Source organism: Variovorax sp. V15 (genome assembly GCF_041154425.1).
GTDB lineage: Bacteria > Pseudomonadota > Gammaproteobacteria > Burkholderiales > Burkholderiaceae_C > Variovorax > Variovorax guangxiensis.
Window position 1 is genome coordinate 474,747 of record NZ_AP028659.1, and the last position, 15,732, is coordinate 490,478.

General features: G+C 65.7%; 18 protein-coding genes. 13 read left to right on the plus strand and 5 right to left on the minus strand.

The window, feature by feature from the left end; translation table 11 throughout:
• Positions 1 to 9: 9 nt before the first annotated feature.
• A complete protein-coding gene (locus ACAM57_RS02360) occupies positions 10 to 1,221 on the minus strand; it encodes an efflux RND transporter periplasmic adaptor subunit (protein WP_369660577.1) in 1,212 nt (403 codons plus the stop codon).
• Between the two features lie 137 nt (positions 1,222 to 1,358).
• On the opposite strand from ACAM57_RS02360, the gene baeS reads away from it, so the two are divergent.
• Positions 1,359 to 2,750 carry a sensor histidine kinase efflux regulator BaeS gene (gene baeS, locus ACAM57_RS02365; protein ID WP_369660578.1) on the plus strand — a complete coding sequence of 464 codons (1,392 nt, stop codon included), beginning with the start codon at positions 1,359 to 1,361 and terminating at the stop codon, positions 2,748 to 2,750.
• Positions 2,751 to 2,769: 19 nt separating this feature from the next.
• Entirely contained in the window at positions 2,770 to 3,468 is a 699-nt protein-coding gene (locus ACAM57_RS02370) for a response regulator (RefSeq protein WP_369660579.1), read from the plus strand.
• Positions 3,469 to 3,483: 15 nt separating this feature from the next.
• Here the strand turns inward: ACAM57_RS02370 and lipA are convergent, their stop codons facing one another.
• Genes lipA through ACAM57_RS02390 form a run of 4 tightly spaced genes read right to left on the minus strand, consistent with a single transcriptional unit; the run spans position 3,484 to position 6,439 of the window.
• Entirely contained in the window at positions 3,484 to 4,482 is a 999-nt protein-coding gene (gene lipA / locus ACAM57_RS02375) for a lipoyl synthase (protein WP_184642117.1), read from the minus strand.
• A 7-nt stretch (positions 4,483 to 4,489) separates the two neighbouring features.
• Positions 4,490 to 5,191, minus strand: a complete 702-nt coding sequence (gene lipB, locus ACAM57_RS02380) for a lipoyl(octanoyl) transferase LipB (RefSeq protein ID WP_369660580.1) — start codon at positions 5,189 to 5,191, stop codon at positions 4,490 to 4,492.
• 31 nt (positions 5,192 to 5,222) lie between these two features.
• On the minus strand, positions 5,223 to 5,534 hold the full coding sequence (locus ACAM57_RS02385; RefSeq protein ID WP_019657645.1) for a YbeD family protein: 312 nt from the start codon (positions 5,532 to 5,534) through the stop codon (positions 5,223 to 5,225).
• Complete coding sequence (locus tag ACAM57_RS02390) at positions 5,531 to 6,439, minus strand: D-amino acid aminotransferase (RefSeq protein WP_369660581.1); 909 nt, start codon at positions 6,437 to 6,439, stop codon at positions 5,531 to 5,533. The genes ACAM57_RS02385 and ACAM57_RS02390 overlap by 4 nt, the downstream gene beginning before the upstream one ends.
• 157 nt (positions 6,440 to 6,596) lie before the next feature.
• Here ACAM57_RS02390 and ACAM57_RS02395 point away from each other — a divergent pair, with 157 nt between their 5' ends.
• The 11 genes from ACAM57_RS02395 (at position 6,597) to ACAM57_RS02445 (ending at position 15,732) form a co-directional block, all read left to right on the plus strand.
• Complete coding sequence (locus ACAM57_RS02395; protein WP_126025134.1) at positions 6,597 to 7,082, plus strand: ATP synthase subunit I; 486 nt, start codon at positions 6,597 to 6,599, stop codon at positions 7,080 to 7,082.
• A gap of 4 nt (positions 7,083 to 7,086) precedes the next feature.
• A complete protein-coding gene (gene atpB / locus ACAM57_RS02400) occupies positions 7,087 to 7,956 on the plus strand; it encodes a F0F1 ATP synthase subunit A (RefSeq protein ID WP_019657642.1) in 870 nt (289 codons plus the stop codon).
• A 57-nt stretch (positions 7,957 to 8,013) separates the two neighbouring features.
• Positions 8,014 to 8,280 (plus strand): F0F1 ATP synthase subunit C, encoded by a 267-nt coding sequence (gene atpE / locus ACAM57_RS02405; RefSeq protein WP_170855569.1) that lies wholly within the window; start codon positions 8,014 to 8,016, stop codon positions 8,278 to 8,280.
• Positions 8,281 to 8,361: 81 nt separating this feature from the next.
• Entirely contained in the window at positions 8,362 to 8,832 is a 471-nt protein-coding gene (locus ACAM57_RS02410; RefSeq protein WP_019657640.1) for a F0F1 ATP synthase subunit B, read from the plus strand.
• An 8-nt stretch (positions 8,833 to 8,840) separates the two neighbouring features.
• On the plus strand, positions 8,841 to 9,371 hold the full coding sequence (locus ACAM57_RS02415) for a F0F1 ATP synthase subunit delta (protein ID WP_126025133.1): 531 nt from the start codon (positions 8,841 to 8,843) through the stop codon (positions 9,369 to 9,371).
• Positions 9,372 to 9,409: 38 nt separating this feature from the next.
• Positions 9,410 to 10,963 (plus strand): F0F1 ATP synthase subunit alpha, encoded by a 1,554-nt coding sequence (gene atpA / locus ACAM57_RS02420; RefSeq protein WP_126025132.1) that lies wholly within the window; start codon positions 9,410 to 9,412, stop codon positions 10,961 to 10,963.
• 33 nt (positions 10,964 to 10,996) lie between these two features.
• Positions 10,997 to 11,872, plus strand: coding sequence for a F0F1 ATP synthase subunit gamma (gene atpG / locus ACAM57_RS02425; RefSeq protein ID WP_126025131.1), 876 nt, complete (start codon positions 10,997 to 10,999; stop codon positions 11,870 to 11,872).
• 88 nt (positions 11,873 to 11,960) lie between these two features.
• Complete coding sequence (locus tag ACAM57_RS02430) at positions 11,961 to 12,356, plus strand: hypothetical protein (protein WP_126025130.1); 396 nt, start codon at positions 11,961 to 11,963, stop codon at positions 12,354 to 12,356.
• Positions 12,357 to 12,502: 146 nt separating this feature from the next.
• Entirely contained in the window at positions 12,503 to 13,903 is a 1,401-nt protein-coding gene (atpD, locus tag ACAM57_RS02435; protein ID WP_126025129.1) for a F0F1 ATP synthase subunit beta, read from the plus strand.
• A gap of 12 nt (positions 13,904 to 13,915) precedes the next feature.
• Positions 13,916 to 14,335: a F0F1 ATP synthase subunit epsilon gene (locus ACAM57_RS02440; RefSeq protein WP_019657634.1), complete on the plus strand. Its 420-nt coding sequence runs from the start codon at positions 13,916 to 13,918 to the stop codon at positions 14,333 to 14,335.
• A 227-nt stretch (positions 14,336 to 14,562) separates the two neighbouring features.
• On the plus strand, positions 14,563 to 15,732 hold the full coding sequence (locus tag ACAM57_RS02445) for an ROK family protein (RefSeq protein ID WP_369660582.1): 1,170 nt from the start codon (positions 14,563 to 14,565) through the stop codon (positions 15,730 to 15,732).

Sequence of the window (15,732 nt, forward strand, 5' to 3'; positions counted from 1 at the left end):
CGGGCCTCCTCAGTGCGCCGCAGGGGCTGCTGCAGCGGCCGCCACCGTTGTGGCATCGGCCGCGACGGGCTTCACCGTGTCGCCGGGCTTCACCCTGAGCGAGCCCTCGACGATCACGCGCTCGCCCGCCTTCAGGCCCTCGGTCACCTGCCAGCGGTTGCCGACCGCGCGCGATACTTTCAGCGCGCGCTTCTCGACCTTGTTGTCGGCCGTGACCACCAGTGCCGAGGCATCGCCGATGGCGGTGCGCGTCACGCCCTGCTGCGGCACCAGCAGCGCCTGCTCGGCCACGCCCTCTTCGAGCACCGCGCGCACGTACATGCCGGGCAGCAGCGTGCGTTCGGGGTTGGGCACCAGGATGCGCAGCGTGACCGCGCCGGTGCTTTCGCTCACCGTGACGCTGGAGAACTGCAGCCGTCCGGCATGGGCGTAGGCGGTGCCATCTTCCAGCAGCAGCTTCACCGAGGCTTCGCCTCTTTCGCCTTTCTCGCCGCCGCTCTTGAGCGTGCCGGCCGCGAGTTCGCGCTGCAGCCGCAGCAGCTCGGTGGTCGACTGCGTCACGTCGACGTGGATCGGATCGAGCTGCTGCACCGTGGTCAGCGCCGTGGTCTGGCTCGCCGTGACCAGCGCGCCCGGCGTGACCGTGGAGGCCTCGATGCGTCCGGCGATGGGCGCGGTGATGCGCGTGAAGCCGAGGTTGATGCGCGCCGTGTCGAGCGCCGCGCGGGCCACGCCCAGGTCGGCCTCGGCCTGCTGCAGCGTGGCCTGGCTGTCCTCGCTGGTCTGCTGGCTGACGGCTTCGATCTTCGCGAGCTCGGCGTTGCGGCGCGCCGTGACCTTCGCGGCGTTGACCGTCGATTCAGCCTTCGCGACGCTGGCCTGCGCGCTCGCGTAGGCGGCCTTGTAGGTGGCCGGGTCGAGCTGGTAGAGCACCTGCCCGGCCTTGACCAGCGCGCCTTCCTCGAAGAGGCGCTGCTGCACGATGCCGCCGACCTGCGGGCGGATCTCCGCGCTCAGCCGGGCGCGGGTGCGGCCAGACAGTTCGGTGGTCACGGGCTGGTTCTGGGGCTGCACCGTCACCACGCTCACCTGAGCGGCGGGGGCGCCCTGGGGCGGGGCGGACGATGAAGAAGCGGATGAGCCGGAGCATCCCGCGATGGCGCCCAGCAGGCCAGCGGCCAGGGCGCACGCGAGGCCGGTGCGGATGAAGCGGGAAGACATGTTCAGAGGGGTTCCAATCAGGTTGGAACCCATGGTCTTCAGCGAATGTGGAGCCAATTTGAAGGTCCCCGGGCCTGCGCGGCCATGGGCGTGCCGTGCACCGCGCGGGCGGCATCTGGCTTATCTTGTGGGCCTTCATGAAGAAGATCAGCATCACCACCAAGCTCTTTCTTGCCGTGCTGGCCACCGCCGTGCTGGCAGTGGTCGCGATGGGCGCGGCCTCGCGCTGGAACTTCGAGCGCGGCTTCGTCGGCTACCTCAACGAGCAGGGCTTGGAGCGGCTCGACGCGGTGGTGCCCAATGCAGTGGCTGCCTACCGCGAGCACGGCAACTGGGACTTCCTGCGCGACAACCCTCGCCCCTGGTTCGAGATCATGCGGCCCGCGCCTTCCGTGCTGGGCGATCACTTCGAGCCGGGGCGTTCGCCGGCGCTGGTGTCGGACCTGACGGGCGCCGTGCTGCGCATTTCGCTGCTCGACACCGACCGGCGCGTCATCATCGGCTTCAGGGAAGTGGGCAAGGGCGCCGTCGAGCGTGCCGTGGCGGTCGACGGCAAGACCGTGGGCTGGGTGGTCATGATGCCCTTCCAGAGCGTGAGCGAGGCCGGCGACCAGCGCTTCCAGCAGAACCAGCTGCGCGCGAGCTGGGTCATCGGCAGCCTCTGCGTGCTGCTGGCCGCGGGCATCGCGTGGTGGATCGCGCGGGTGCTGCTGGCGCCCGTCAAGCGCGTGGCCGCGGCCACGCATCGGCTGGCGGCGGGCGACTACGCAAGCCGCGTGGCCGTGGCCTCGCAGGACGAGGTGGGGCAGCTCGCGCGCGACTTCAACTCGCTGGCCAACACGCTGCAGCGCAACGAACAGATGCGCCGCGAATTCATGGCCGACGTGTCGCACGAGCTGCGCACGCCGCTGGGCGTGCTGCACGGCGAGCTGGAAGCCATGGAAGACGGCGTGCGCCGCCTCGACGCGCAGGCCGTGCGGTCGCTGCAGCACGAGGTCGGCATGCTCAACCAGCTCGTGACCGACCTCTACGACCTGTCGATGGCCGACGTGGGCGCGCTCGCGTACCGCAAGGCCGACGCCGACGTGCGCGAGCTGCTGGAGCCGTGCGTGGACGCGTTCCGCGAGCGGCTCGCCTCGGCGGGCCTGCGGCTGGATCTGGCGCTGCCGGCGCAACCGCTTTCGGTGTTCGCCGACGAGCGGCGCATGCACCAGCTCTTCAGCAACCTCGTGCTCAACAGCTGCCGTTACACCGACGCGGGTGGCGTGCTGCGCATCGAGGCACGGGAAGAAGGCGGCGAGGTCGCCATCGACTTCATGGATTCGGCACCGGGCATCGACGCCGCGCTGCTGCCGCGCCTGTTCGAACGCTTTTTCCGCGGAGAGGGCTCGCGCAACCGCGCCAGCGGCGGCGCGGGGCTGGGCCTGGCCATCTGCCGCAGCATCGTGGAGGCGCACGGCGGCACCATCGAGGCCAAGGCCTCGCCGCTGGGCGGCGTGTGGATCGCGATCCGCCTGCCGAAGGTTTGAGGAGAGGAGAACGAGGAAGATGAACGACACTCCCGGCGCGGCCGCCCCCGCGCACATCCTGATCGTCGAGGACGAGCCGCGCATGGCGGCCCTGCTCGCCGACTACCTGCAGGCCTCGGGCTACAGCTCGCAATGGCTCGCCAACGGGCTGGAAGCGGTGCCGGCGGTGAAGGCACGCCGGCCCGACCTGGTGCTGCTCGACGTCATGCTGCCCGGCCAGGACGGCATGAGCGTGTGCCGCGAGCTGCGGCTGTTCAGCGATGTGCCCGTCATCATGCTCACGGCGCGCGTCGAGGAGGCCGACCGCCTGATGGGCCTGGAGCTCGGCGCCGACGACTACATCTGCAAGACCCCCTTCAGCCCGCGCGAAGTGGTGGCGCGCGTGAAGGCGCTGTTGCGGCGAAGCGGCTACGCCGCGCGCGGAGCCTCGTCGCCGCTGCAGATCGACGAGCAGGCCTACAAGGCCTCGCTGCACGGCAGCCCGCTGGGGCTCACGCCCATCGAGTTCCGCCTGCTGAAGGCCCTGGCCGACGCACGCGGCCGCGTGCTCTCTCGCGACAAGCTGCTCGACTACGTGCACGCCGACCAGCGCGCCGTGACCGATCGCGCGGTCGACAGCCACATCAAGAACCTGCGCCGCAAGCTCGATGCGGTGGGCGAGGGGCAGGAGCTGATACGGTCGATCTATGGGGTGGGGTACAGGCTGGATCTGCCCTGAGCCGGTGGGCTCAGTTCAGACGCCTGCGGCGTGCGCCTGCTGGTCGGCGTGATAGCTCGAACGCACCATCGCACCCACCGCCGCGTGGCTGAAGCCCATCTTGTAGGCCTCTTCCTCGAACATCCTGAAAGTGTCGGGATGCACGTAGCGGCGCACCGGCAGGTGCGAGCCCGACGGGGACAGGTACTGGCCGATGGTCAGCATGTCGATGTCGTGGGCGCGCATGTCGCGCATGACCTGCAGGATCTCTTCGTCGGTCTCGCCGAGGCCGACCATGATGCCGCTCTTGGTCGGCACGTTGGGATGCAACGCCTTGAACTTCTTCAGCAGGTTCAGGCTGAACTGGTAGTCGCTGCCGGGGCGCGCTTCCTTGTAGAGGCGCGGCGCGGTTTCCAGGTTGTGGTTCATCACGTCCGGCGGCGCGGCCTTGAGGATCTCGAGGGCGCGGTCGTCGCGGCCGCGGAAGTCGGGCACGAGGATCTCGATCTGCGTCGTGGGCGAGAGCTCGCGGATGTTGCGGATGCAATCCACGAAGTGCTGGCTGCCGCCGTCGCGCAGGTCGTCGCGGTCCACGCTGGTGATGACCACGTACTTCAGGCGCAGCTTGGCGATGGTCTTCGCGAGGTTGATCGGCTCGTCCTTGTCGAGCGGGTCGGGGCGGCCGTGGCCCACGTCGCAGAACGGGCAGCGGCGCGTGCACTTGTCGCCCATGATCATGAAGGTGGCCGTGCCCTTGCCGAAGCATTCGCCGATGTTGGGGCAGGAGGCCTCTTCGCAGACGGTGTGCAGGTTGCTCTCGCGCAGGATCTGCTTGATCTCGTAGAAGCGCGTGGTGGGGCTGCCGGCCTTGACGCGGATCCAGTCGGGCTTCTTGAGCACTTCGCCGCTTTGCACCACCTTGACGGGAATGCGCGACAGCTTGGCCGCCGCCTTCTGCTTGGCCAGGGGGTTGTAGGTTTCGGCGCTCTGGGCCTCTCTCACTACGGGTGCGGGGACGACTTCGGTGGTGCTCATTGGTGTGTCAAGGCGCCAGGAAGGTGCAGAGCTTCTGGCCCAGCACCGTGGCGGCTTCTTCCCATGTGGTTTGGATGCCGATTGTAGAAAGATCGACCGTCTGCAGCCCCGCGTAGCCGCAAGGGTTGATGCGCGAGAAGGGTTCGAGGTCCATCCGCACGTTGAGCGCCACGCCGTGATAGGTGGCGTGGCGGCTCACCTTGATGCCCAGCGCGGCGATCTTTCCGAGCCCTCGGAACGGGTCGGCCGCGGGCATGGGGCCGGTCAGCGCGGCGTGGGAGAACGGGGCGTCCAGGCGCACGTAGATGCCTGGAGCGCCCGCCACGCGGTGGCCCGTGACGCCGAAGTGGGCCAGCGTGCGCAGCACGGATTCCTCGATGCGGTAGACGTACTCCTTGACGAAGTAGCCCGCGCGGCGCAGGTCGATCAGCGGGTAGGCCACCACTTGGCCGGGGCCGTGGAATGTGACCTGGCCGCCGCGGTCGGTCTGCACGACCGGAATCGCACCGGGGTTGAGGATGTGGTCCTGCCTGCCCGCGATGCCCTGCGTGAAGACCGGGTCGTGCTCGCAAATCCATAGCGCATCGGGCGTCTCAGGCGTGCGCTCGAGCGTGAACTGCTTCATTGCCGCGAAGGTGTCGGCGTAGTCGACGCGGCCCAGCGGGCGCAGCTCGATGGCGGGGACGTCGATGGCGGCTGTGCCTGTCATTGCATGGTCTGTCGCGCGGACGGCTCCCGGATCAAAGCACGACCTTGACCATCGGGTGCGAGGACAGCGCGCGATACAGGTCGTCGAGCTGCTCGCGGCTGGTGGCTGTGACGGTGATGGTCACGCCGAGGTAGTTGCCGGCCTTGCTGTCGCGCAGCTCGACGGTGGTGGCGTCGAAGGTCGGGTCGAAGCGCTCGGCGATCTGCGTGACGGCGTGCACGAAGCCATCGACCTTGGCGCCCATCACCTTGATCGGAAACTGCGAGGGGTACTCGATCAGCGATTCCTTGCGTGGATCGGGGATCGAGGTGGTTTCGGTGGCGGGGGTGTTGCTGTCGGTCATGCCGGGGCTCCGTGTTTCTGCTCTTGCTGCTTCCGAGCGTTGTGTACCTTGGCCTCCTGGTAGGCCTTGTACAAGCTCTCGTAGATGGGGCCGGGGCGGCCATTGCCAATAGGCTTGCCATCGAGCGTGACGACCGGCAGCAGTTCCTTGCTGGCCGAGGAGATGATCACTTCGTCGGCGGCGAACACTTCTTCGCGCGAGATGGGTCGCAGTTCGAAGGGAATGCCGAGCGTCTTGCTCATGCGCTCGAAGAGGCCGTAGCGGATGCCGGTGAGGACGAGGTTGTTCTTGGGTGGGCCCATCAGCTTGCCGTCCTTCACGATCCACACGTTGCTCGACGAGGCCTCGCTGAGCCAGCCGTCGCGGAACATGATGGTCTCGGCCGCGCCGGCCTCCACGCTGATCTGCCGAGCGAGCACGGCACCCAGCAGGCTGGTGCTCTTGATGTGCGCCTTCTGCCAGCGGAAGTCGGCCGCGGTAACGCAGACCACGCCCTTGGCGCGGATCGCGTCGGAAATGGGTGGCAGCGGGTTCACCATCACGAACACGGTAGGGCGCAGGCCGCGCACCATTGCGTGGTCGCGCGGGGCTACGCCACGTGTCACCTGGAAGTACACCGACTGCGGTGCGTCGCCTGCGGGCGCTACGAGGCGCATCACGATCTCGCGCCACTGCGCGAGGGAGAGCGGGTTCTCGATCTGCAGCTCGGCAAGCGAGCGGTCGAGGCGGGCCATGTGCTCCTCGAAGCAGAAGGGCTGGCCGAAGTAGACGGGGACGTATTCGTACACACCGTCGCCGAAAATGAAGCCGCGATCGAGGACGCTGATCTTCGCGTCGCGCAGCGCGGTGTATTCGCCATCGAGGTAACAAAGCGTGGCGGGCAGGGCGTCGGTGATAGGGTGCATGCCGGAATTATGGTTGCGCGCGCCACGTCGGGCTCCCGTCAGGGAATGCGGCGCCGTTTTGCGTGCGCGACAGCGCGGGTGGCGGGACAGGCTGGGTTTTTACTTATAATCAATGGCTTTGTAGAAATTCTGGGTCGTCATCCGGGCTTCATTCGAAATGAAAACAATCGCCCGTCGTGACTCGGAGGCCACTGAAGGCCTTGATACAGAATTCAAGCCGTTGACCGCCGATGAGGCGCGTGAACTGCGTGCAAAGAACCCATCGATCTCCCCGTGGCGGGTGATCGCGGGTCAGTTGGTTGTCGGTCTGGTGGTGGCTCTGGCCGCCTGGGGGCTGACGGGGAGGCAAAATCTGGGCTGGTCCGCCGCATATGGCGCGATCGCGGTGGTTGTTCCATCGGCGGTCTTCGCGCGCGGGCTGACCGGCCGGTTTTCCTCCCTGAATCCGGGCACTGCGGTGTTCGGGTTCTTCCTGTGGGAAATGGTCAAGATGGCCTTGTCCGTGGCAATGCTGATTGCTGCGCCAAGGCTGATTACGGCGCTGAGCTGGCCAGCAATGCTGGTCGGCCTGGTGGTGACAATGAAGGCGGCCTGGTTGGCGGTGATGTTCTCGCCCCGGCGCCGGAAACTGAGAGACGAGTAACCGAATGGCTGCTGAAAACGCTGCGGAACATGGTCAGACCGCTGGTGAATACATCATTCACCACTTGACGCACCTGCAAAGCTCCAAGCCCGGAGGTGTGGCCGACTTCTCGGTTTTCAACTTCGACTCTCTCTTCTTCTCGATCACGCTCGGTATCCTGGGTTGCTGGCTGCTCTGGCTGGCTGCCCGCAAGGCCACTTCGGGTGTTCCCGGCCGTTTTCAAGCGGCTGTCGAACTGCTCGTCGAAATGGTCGACCAGCAGGCCAAGGGCATCGTCCACAACGCCACCAGCCGCAAGTTCGTGGCCCCGCTGGCGCTCACGATCTTCGTGTGGATCTTCCTGCTGAACGCAATGGACCTGTTCCCGGTCGATTTGTTCCCGGCGATCTGGGCCAAGATCTTCCACCTCGCCGGTGAAGATCCGCATCACGCGTACCTGCGCGTCGTGCCCACCGCCGACCTCTCGGTGACGATGGGCATGTCGGTCGCCGTGCTGCTGGTCTGCCTCTACTACAACGTCAAGATCAAGGGCCTGGGCGGCTGGGTGCACGAACTGTTCACCGCGCCCTTCGGCAACCACTGGGCGCTGTACCCCTTCAACTTCGCCATGCAGCTGATCGAGTTCGTCGCCAAGACGGTCTCGCACGGCATGCGTCTGTTCGGCAACATGTACGCCGGCGAACTGATCTTCCTGCTGATCGCCCTGATGGGCGGTGCCTGGTCGCTCTCGGCCACCGGCATCGGCCTGGCCATCGGCCACATCATCGCGGGCACGGCCTGGGCCATCTTCCACATCCTGATCATCACGTTGCAGGCCTTCGTGTTCATGATGCTGGCGCTGGTCTACATCGGCCAGGCCCACGATCACCACTGATCAGTCGCTTTCGTTCTTGTTTTTGTTTTTCTCTTCAACCAAAGTCCTCTAGGAGTCATCATGGAAGTTATTAGCTTTGTTGCACTGGCCGCCGGCCTGATCATCGGTCTGGGCGCTGTGGGCGCATGTATCGGCATCGGCATCATGGGCAGCAAGTACCTCGAGTCGGCCGCACGTCAGCCCGAACTCATGGGTGAACTCCAGACCAAGATGTTCCTGCTGGCTGGTCTGATCGACGCCGCGTTCATTATCGGCACCGGTATCGCCCTGTGGTTCGCAACGGCCAACCCGTTCCTGTCGCAAATCGCCAACCTGCCGAAGTAAGTCTTTCTCGTCGGACCTGCGTCGTCGTTCTCTAGCCTGCTAGCGAATGGCTTCGATTCAATCCCATAGAGAGGGTGAAAAGTGAGCATTACCGGTACCCTGATCGTTCAGATGATCGTGTTCCTGATCCTGGTCGGGTTCACGATGAAGTACGTGTGGCCGCCGATCGCGAAGGCGCTGGACGAACGCGCTGCCAAGATCGCCGAAGGCCTCGCTGCAGCCGACAAGGCCAAGTCCGAGCTTTCCGCCGCCAACAAGCGCGTGGAAGCCGAACTGGGCCAGGCCCGCAACGAGTCCGCACAACGTCTTGCCGACGCCGAACGTCGCGCCCAGGCCATCGTTGAAGAGGCCAAGGCCCGCGCGACCGAGGAAGGCAACAAGATCGTTGCAGCCGCACGCGCCGAAGCCGAACAGCAGGCACTGAAGGCCCGTGAAGCCCTGCGCGAGCAGGTGGCGGCACTGGCAGTCAAGGGCGCGGAGCAGATTCTGCGCAAGGAAGTGAATGCGGGCGTTCACGCCGATTTGCTCGCCCGTCTGCAGACCGAACTCTGATAGAAGCCATGGCAGAACTCGCCACCATTGCACGCCCCTACGCCGAGGCGCTCTTCAAGGCTTCGTCGTCCGACGTTGCCGGAACCAGCGCCTGGCTCGAAAAGATTGCCGCCATCGCGGCCAATCCGGAGCTCCAGCAGTTCGCCGAGAACCCGAAGGCCACGGCCGAACAGGTGATCGGCGTGGTCGCCGGTGCATTCGGTGCACCGCTGGCCGCTCCTGCCCAGAACTTCCTGTCCGCGCTCCTCGAGAACGGGCGCTTTTCGGTGCTGCCGGAAATTGCGAAGCAGTTCCGGGCACTCGCCAACGCGAAGAGCGGTTCGTCCGACGCCGTGGTCTACAGCGCCTTCCCGATCGACGCCGCGGCACTGGCCAACGTGTCGGCCGCGCTCGAGAAGCGCTTCGGTCGCAAGCTCCAGGTCACGGTTCGCCAAGAGCCTGAACTGATCGGCGGCATCCGTGTGGTGGTCGGCGACGAGGTGCTCGACACCTCCGTCAAAGCGCGCCTTGAACAAATGAAAGTTGCGCTGGTGGCCTGACGGCTCCCGGCCCCTTACAAAGAAAGAAGGAAAGAGTCATGCAACTCAATCCCGCAGAAATTTCCGAGCTGATCAAGAGCCGCATCGAGGGCCTCGGGGTCAGTGCCAACATCCGCAACGAAGGCACCGTGGTGTCGGTGACTGACGGCATCGTGCGCATCCACGGCCTGTCCGACGCGATGCAGGGCGAAATGCTGGAGTTCCCGGCTACTGCCGACGGCGTTCCGTCGTTCGGCCTGGCCCTGAACCTCGAGCGCGACTCGGTCGGCGCCGTGATTCTGGGCGAGTACGAGCACATCTCCGAAGGCGACACCGTCAAGTGCACGGGCCGCATCCTGGAAGTGCCGGTGGGCCCCGAGCTCATCGGCCGCGTGGTGAACGCCCTGGGCCAGCCGATCGACGGCAAGGGTCCGGTGAACGCCAAGATGACGGACGTGATCGAGAAGGTCGCACCGGGCGTGATCGCCCGCAAGTCGGTCGACCAGCCGATGCAGACCGGCCTGAAGTCCATCGACTCGATGGTGCCCGTGGGCCGCGGCCAGCGCGAGCTGATCATCGGCGACCGCCAGACCGGCAAGACCGCCGTGGCGATCGACGCGATCATCAACCAGAAGGGTCAGAACATGACCTGCGTCTACGTCGCGATCGGCCAGAAGGCTTCGTCGATCAAGAACGTGGTACGCGCCCTGGAACAAGCCGGTGCCATGGACTACACGATCGTGGTCGCGGCTTCGGCTTCGGAATCGGCTGCAATGCAGTACGTCGCGGCCTACTCGGGCTGCACGATGGGCGAATACTTCCGCGACCGCGGCGAAGACGCGCTGATCGTCTATGACGACCTGTCGAAGCAGGCCGTCGCCTACCGCCAGGTGTCGCTGCTGCTGCGTCGTCCCCCGGGCCGCGAAGCCTACCCCGGCGACGTGTTCTACCTCCACAGCCGCCTGCTCGAGCGCGCAGCCCGCGTGAACGCCGACTACGTCGAAGCCTTCACCAAGGGTGAAGTCAAGGGCAAGACCGGTTCGCTGACCGCGCTGCCGATCATCGAAACGCAAGCCGGCGACGTGTCCGCCTTCGTTCCGACCAACGTGATCTCGATCACCGACGGCCAGATCTTCCTGGAAACCAACCTGTTCAACGCAGGTATCCGCCCCGCCATCAACGCCGGTATCTCGGTGTCGCGCGTGGGTTCGTCGGCCCAGACGAAGATCATCAAGGGCCTGTCCGGCGGTATCCGTACCGACCTGGCGCAGTACCGTGAGCTGGCTGCGTTCGCGCAGTTCGCTTCCGACCTCGACGAAGCCACCCGCAAGCAGCTCGACCGCGGTGCCCGCGTGACCGAACTGCTGAAGCAGCCGCAATACAGCCCGCTGTCGATCTCGCTGATGGGCGCGTCGCTGTTCGCCGTGAACAAGGGCTTCATGGACGACCTCGAAATCAAGCAGGTGCTGCCTTTCGAGCACGGCCTGCACCAGTTCCTGAAGTCCAGCCACGCCGCGCTGCTCGACAAGATCGAGAAGGCCAAGGCTCTGGACAAGGAATCGGAAGCCGAACTGCTGGCCGCCGTCACCTCGTTCAAGAAGTCGTTCGCCTGATCGACGCCTTGACCGACGCAAGAAGGAGCTCTCATGGCAGCTGGTAAGGAAATCCGCGGCAAGATCAAATCGGTGGAGAACACCAAGAAGATCACCAAGGCCATGGAAATGGTCTCGGTTTCCAAGATGCGCAAGGCGCAGGATCGCATGCGCGCCGCTCGCCCCTACAGCGAAAAGATCCGCAACATCGCAGCCAACCTCGGCAAGGCGAACCCGGAGTACACCCACGCTTTCATGAAGACGAATGACGCCAAGGGCGTCGGCTTCATCATCGTGACCAGCGACAAGGGCCTGTGCGGCGGCCTGAACACCAACCTGCTGCGTGCTGTCACCAGCAAGCTGCGCGAAGCGCAGTCCGCAGGCAACGTGGTGGAGTCGGTCGCCATCGGCAACAAGGGGCTGGGTTTCCTGAACCGCATCGGCGCCCGCGTGGTGGCCCATGTGACGCAGCTGGGCGACACGCCGCATCTGGACAAGCTCATCGGGCCGGTCAAGACGCTGCTGGACGCCTACGCCGAAGGCAAGCTGTCGGCGGTGTACCTGTGCTACACGAAGTTCATCAACACCATCAAGCAAGAGCCGATGGTGGAACAGCTCCTGCCGCTGAAGGCCGAGACGCTGCAGGCCGATCCGGCGCATCACTCGTGGGACTACATCTACGAGCCCGATGCGCAGAGCGTGATCGACGAGCTGCTGGTGCGCTACGTGGAATCGCTGGTGTACCAGGCCGTGGCCGAGAACATGGCGTCCGAGCATTCGGCGCGCATGGTGGCCATGAAGGCCGCGACCGACAACGCAGGCAACGTGATCAACGAGCTGAAGCTGGTCTACAACAAGACCCGCCAGGCCGGCATCACGAAGGAACTGTCGGAAATCGTGTCCGGCGCGGCCGCCGCCGCGGGCGTTTGATCGAGGCAATGCAACAGGCCGCGTTGCTGATCTGGGGCGTTCCGCGCTCCTGATAACCCAAGGCCTTTTTTAGGGGACTCTGCGCAAAATGAAGAAGATGCTTGCTCTGGTGGCTGTTGCTGCCGCTCTGACCGCCTGCTCCAAGAAGGAAGAGGCGCCCGCGCCTGCACCGGCTCCCGCCGCTGCACCTGCAGCGCCCGCTCCGGCACCCGCGCCCGCTCCTGCAGCAGCGCCGGCGGCTGCTCCCGCCGCAGCTCCGACGGCATCCGCCGCCGATCTGCCGCAGGAATGCAACGACTACCTGGCCAAGGTCCAGACCTGCGTCGCTTCGCAAAGCGGTGCTGCTGCCGACGCCATGAAGGCAAGCCTCGACCAGACGAAGGCCACCTGGGCTTCGATGGGCGCCGACAAGGCTGCACTGGGTCAGGCCTGCAAGGCTGCTTCGGACGCTTTCGCCGCACAGGCGACGGCCATGAAGTGCTGATGAAGTACTGACAGCGAAGACTGCAAAGAGAAATTCAAGGATGCCGGCCTGTCCGGCTTTCTTGCAAAAGCGGCCCGTTTTGGCAGCAGGACGCTTCTGCAAGAACCTGTCGCAAATTTATTGAGATCCATCCAGAAGGAAACGCCATGGCTGAAGGAAAAATTGTCCAATGTATCGGCGCCGTGGTCGACGTGGAGTTCCCGCGTGACCAGATGCCCAAGGTCTACGACGCCTTGAAGTTCGAAGGCGGCGGGCTGACCCTCGAAGTTCAGCAGCAGCTCGGCGACGGCGTGGTGCGCACCATTGCACTGGGCTCGTCCGACGGCCTGCGTCGCGGCCTGGTCGTGACCAACACCGGCGCTCCCATCACCGTGCCGGTCGGCAAGGCCACCCTCGGCCGCATCATGGACGTGCTGGGCCGCCCGATCGACGAACGCGGCGACGTGGGCCAGGAGCTCACCGCTTCCATCCACCGCAAGGCTCCCGCGTACGACGAACTGTCGCCTTCGCAGGACCTGCTGGAAACCGGCATCAAGGTGATTGACCTTGTCTGCCCGTTCGCCAAGGGCGGCAAGGTGGGCCTGTTCGGTGGCGCCGGCGTGGGCAAGACCGTGAACATGATGGAACTCATCAACAACATCGCCAAGGCTCACTCGGGTCTGTCGGTGTTCGCAGGCGTGGGCGAACGCACCCGCGAAGGCAACGACTTCTATCACGAGATGGCCGACTCCGGCGTCGTGAACCTCGAGAAGCTCGAGGACTCGAAGGTGTCGATGGTCTACGGCCAGATGAACGAACCCCCGGGCAACCGCCTGCGCGTGGCGCTGACCGGCCTGACCATCGCCGAGTCGTTCCGCGACGAAGGCCGTGACGTTCTGTTCTTCGTGGACAACATCTACCGCTACACGCTGGCCGGTACCGAAGTGTCGGCGCTGCTGGGCCGCATGCCTTCCGCCGTGGGCTACCAGCCGACGCTGGCCGAGGAAATGGGCCGCCTGCAGGAGCGGATCACGTCGACCAAGGTCGGCTCGATCACCTCGATCCAGGCCGTGTACGTTCCCGCCGACGACTTGACCGACCCGTCGCCCGCCACGACCTTCGCCCACCTGGACTCCACCGTGGTGCTGTCGCGTGACATCGCCTCGCTGGGCATCTACCCCGCCGTGGACCCGCTGGACTCGACCTCGCGCCAGCTCGACCCGAACGTGGTCGGCGAAGAGCACTACAACGTGGCCCGCGCCGTGCAGGGCACGCTGCAGCGCTACAAGGAACTGCGCGACATCATCGCGATTCTGGGCATGGACGAACTGGCTCCGGAAGACAAGCTGGCCGTGGCCCGCGCCCGCAAGATCCAGCGTTTCCTGTCGCAGCCGTTCCACGTGGCCGAAGTGTTCACGGGCTCGCCCGGCAAGTACGTGCCGCTGGCCGAAACCATCCGCGGCTTCAAGATGATCGTGAACGGCGAAGCCGACCACCTGCCCGAGCAGGCGTTCTACATGGTCGGCACCATCGACGAAGCGTTCGAGAAGGCCAAGAAGGTCGCTTAAGAAGGAATCACCATGGCAGGCACCATCCATGTGGACGTGGTCAGCGCGGAAGAGTCGATCTTCTCGGGCGAAGCCAAGTTCGTCGCGCTGCCCGGTGAAGCCGGTGAGCTCGGCATCTTCCCGCGCCACACCCCGCTGATCACGCGCATCCGCCCCGGCGCCGTGCGCATCGAAACCGCCGACGGCAAGGAAGAGTTCGTCTTCGTGGCCGGCGGCATTCTCGAAGTGCAGCCCAACGCAGTCACCGTGCTGTCCGACACCGCGATCCGCGGCAAGGACCTCGACGACGAGAAGGCCAATCAGGCCAAGGCCGCAGCAGAAGAAGCGCTGAAGAACGCGAAGAGCGACATCGACATCGCGATGGCCCAATCCGAGCTGGCCGTGATGGCCGCCCAGATCGCGGCGCTGCGCAAGTACCGTCAGAAAAAATAAGCTCCTTCGTCGGAGCACAAGAAGCCGCCCTTCAAGGCGGCTTTTTTTCGTCCACGTGCGCCTGGCATCGTTGTCATTTGGCCTGAATTAGGTCGAAGTTCGGCCTTGTCCGGCTGAAGCCCGCCACCTAGTATTCGCCTTCGTCCAGCGGCAATGACCGCTGGCGCAAGACAAGAACACCGGAGACAAGGCGCGTGGCACCCTGGAGTGGCATCACTGCGGACGAAATGCGTTTGCTGGAAACGACCTTCTGGTCGGCCGGCGGTTCGCGCCATGCCATGGCGGAGCAGCTGGGCTTTTCCAAGAGCAAGGCCAACGGGCTGATCGCCGGCCTCGTCGACCAGGGCCTTCTGGCGGAAGCCGGCCTGCAGCGCTCGTCGGGCGGGCGCCGCCCCGAAAACCTCCAGCTGCATGCCGCACTCGGCGTGCTCGTCGGCGTCGACATCGGCGCCACCAGCCTCGACGTGGCCGTGCTGCGGCCCGACCTCAGCGTGCTCGCCCAGCACGACGAACCCGCCGACGTACGCGAGGGCCCTGCGGTCGTGCTGGCCCGTGTGCGCGTGCTGATGCGCGAACTGCTGGCCCGCTGTGGCCACGGCTCCAAGGACGTGCTCGGCATCGGTATCGGCGTGCCCGGCCCGGTCAACTTCGAGATCGGCCAGCTCGTGAACCCGCCGCTGATGCCGGCCTGGGACAGCTTCTCGATCCGCGACTACCTGCGCGAGGACTATGCCGCCCCCGTCTTCGTCGACAACGACGTGAACCTCATGGCGCTGGGCGAGTTGTGGCGTCTGAGGCGCTCGCTGCAGAACTTCCTCGTCATCAAGATCGGCACGGGCATCGGCTGCGGCATCGTCTGCCATGGCGAGGTGTACCGCGGCGCCGCCGGTTCGGCCGGCGACGTGGGCCACATCTGCGTCGACCAGGAAGGCCCGCGCTGCCACTGCGGCAACCTCGGCTGCGTCGAGGCGATGGCCGCCGGCCCGGCGATCACTCGCATGGCGGTGCAGGCCGCCGAGGCCGGCGAGAGCGCCGCGCTGGCCGAAGTCCTGCGCCAGCACGGCCGCATCGACGCGATCGACGTGGGCCAGGCCAGCCGCGGCGGCGACACGGCCGCCAACGCCATCATCCAGCGCGCCGGCAGCCTGATCGGGCAGATGCTCGCGTCGGTCGTCAACTTCTTCAATCCGTCGCACGTGTTCATCGGCGGTGGCATCACGCGCATCGGGCCGCTGTTCCTCGCTGCCGTGCGGCAGAGCGTGTACCAGCGCTCGCTGGCGCTTTCCACGCGGCACCTGGAGATCCAGTACACGCCGCTGGGCATGCAGGGCGGCCTGATCGGCGCCGGTGTGCTCGCGATGCAGGAAACGCTGAAGGCACGCGGGGTGGCGCCGTGA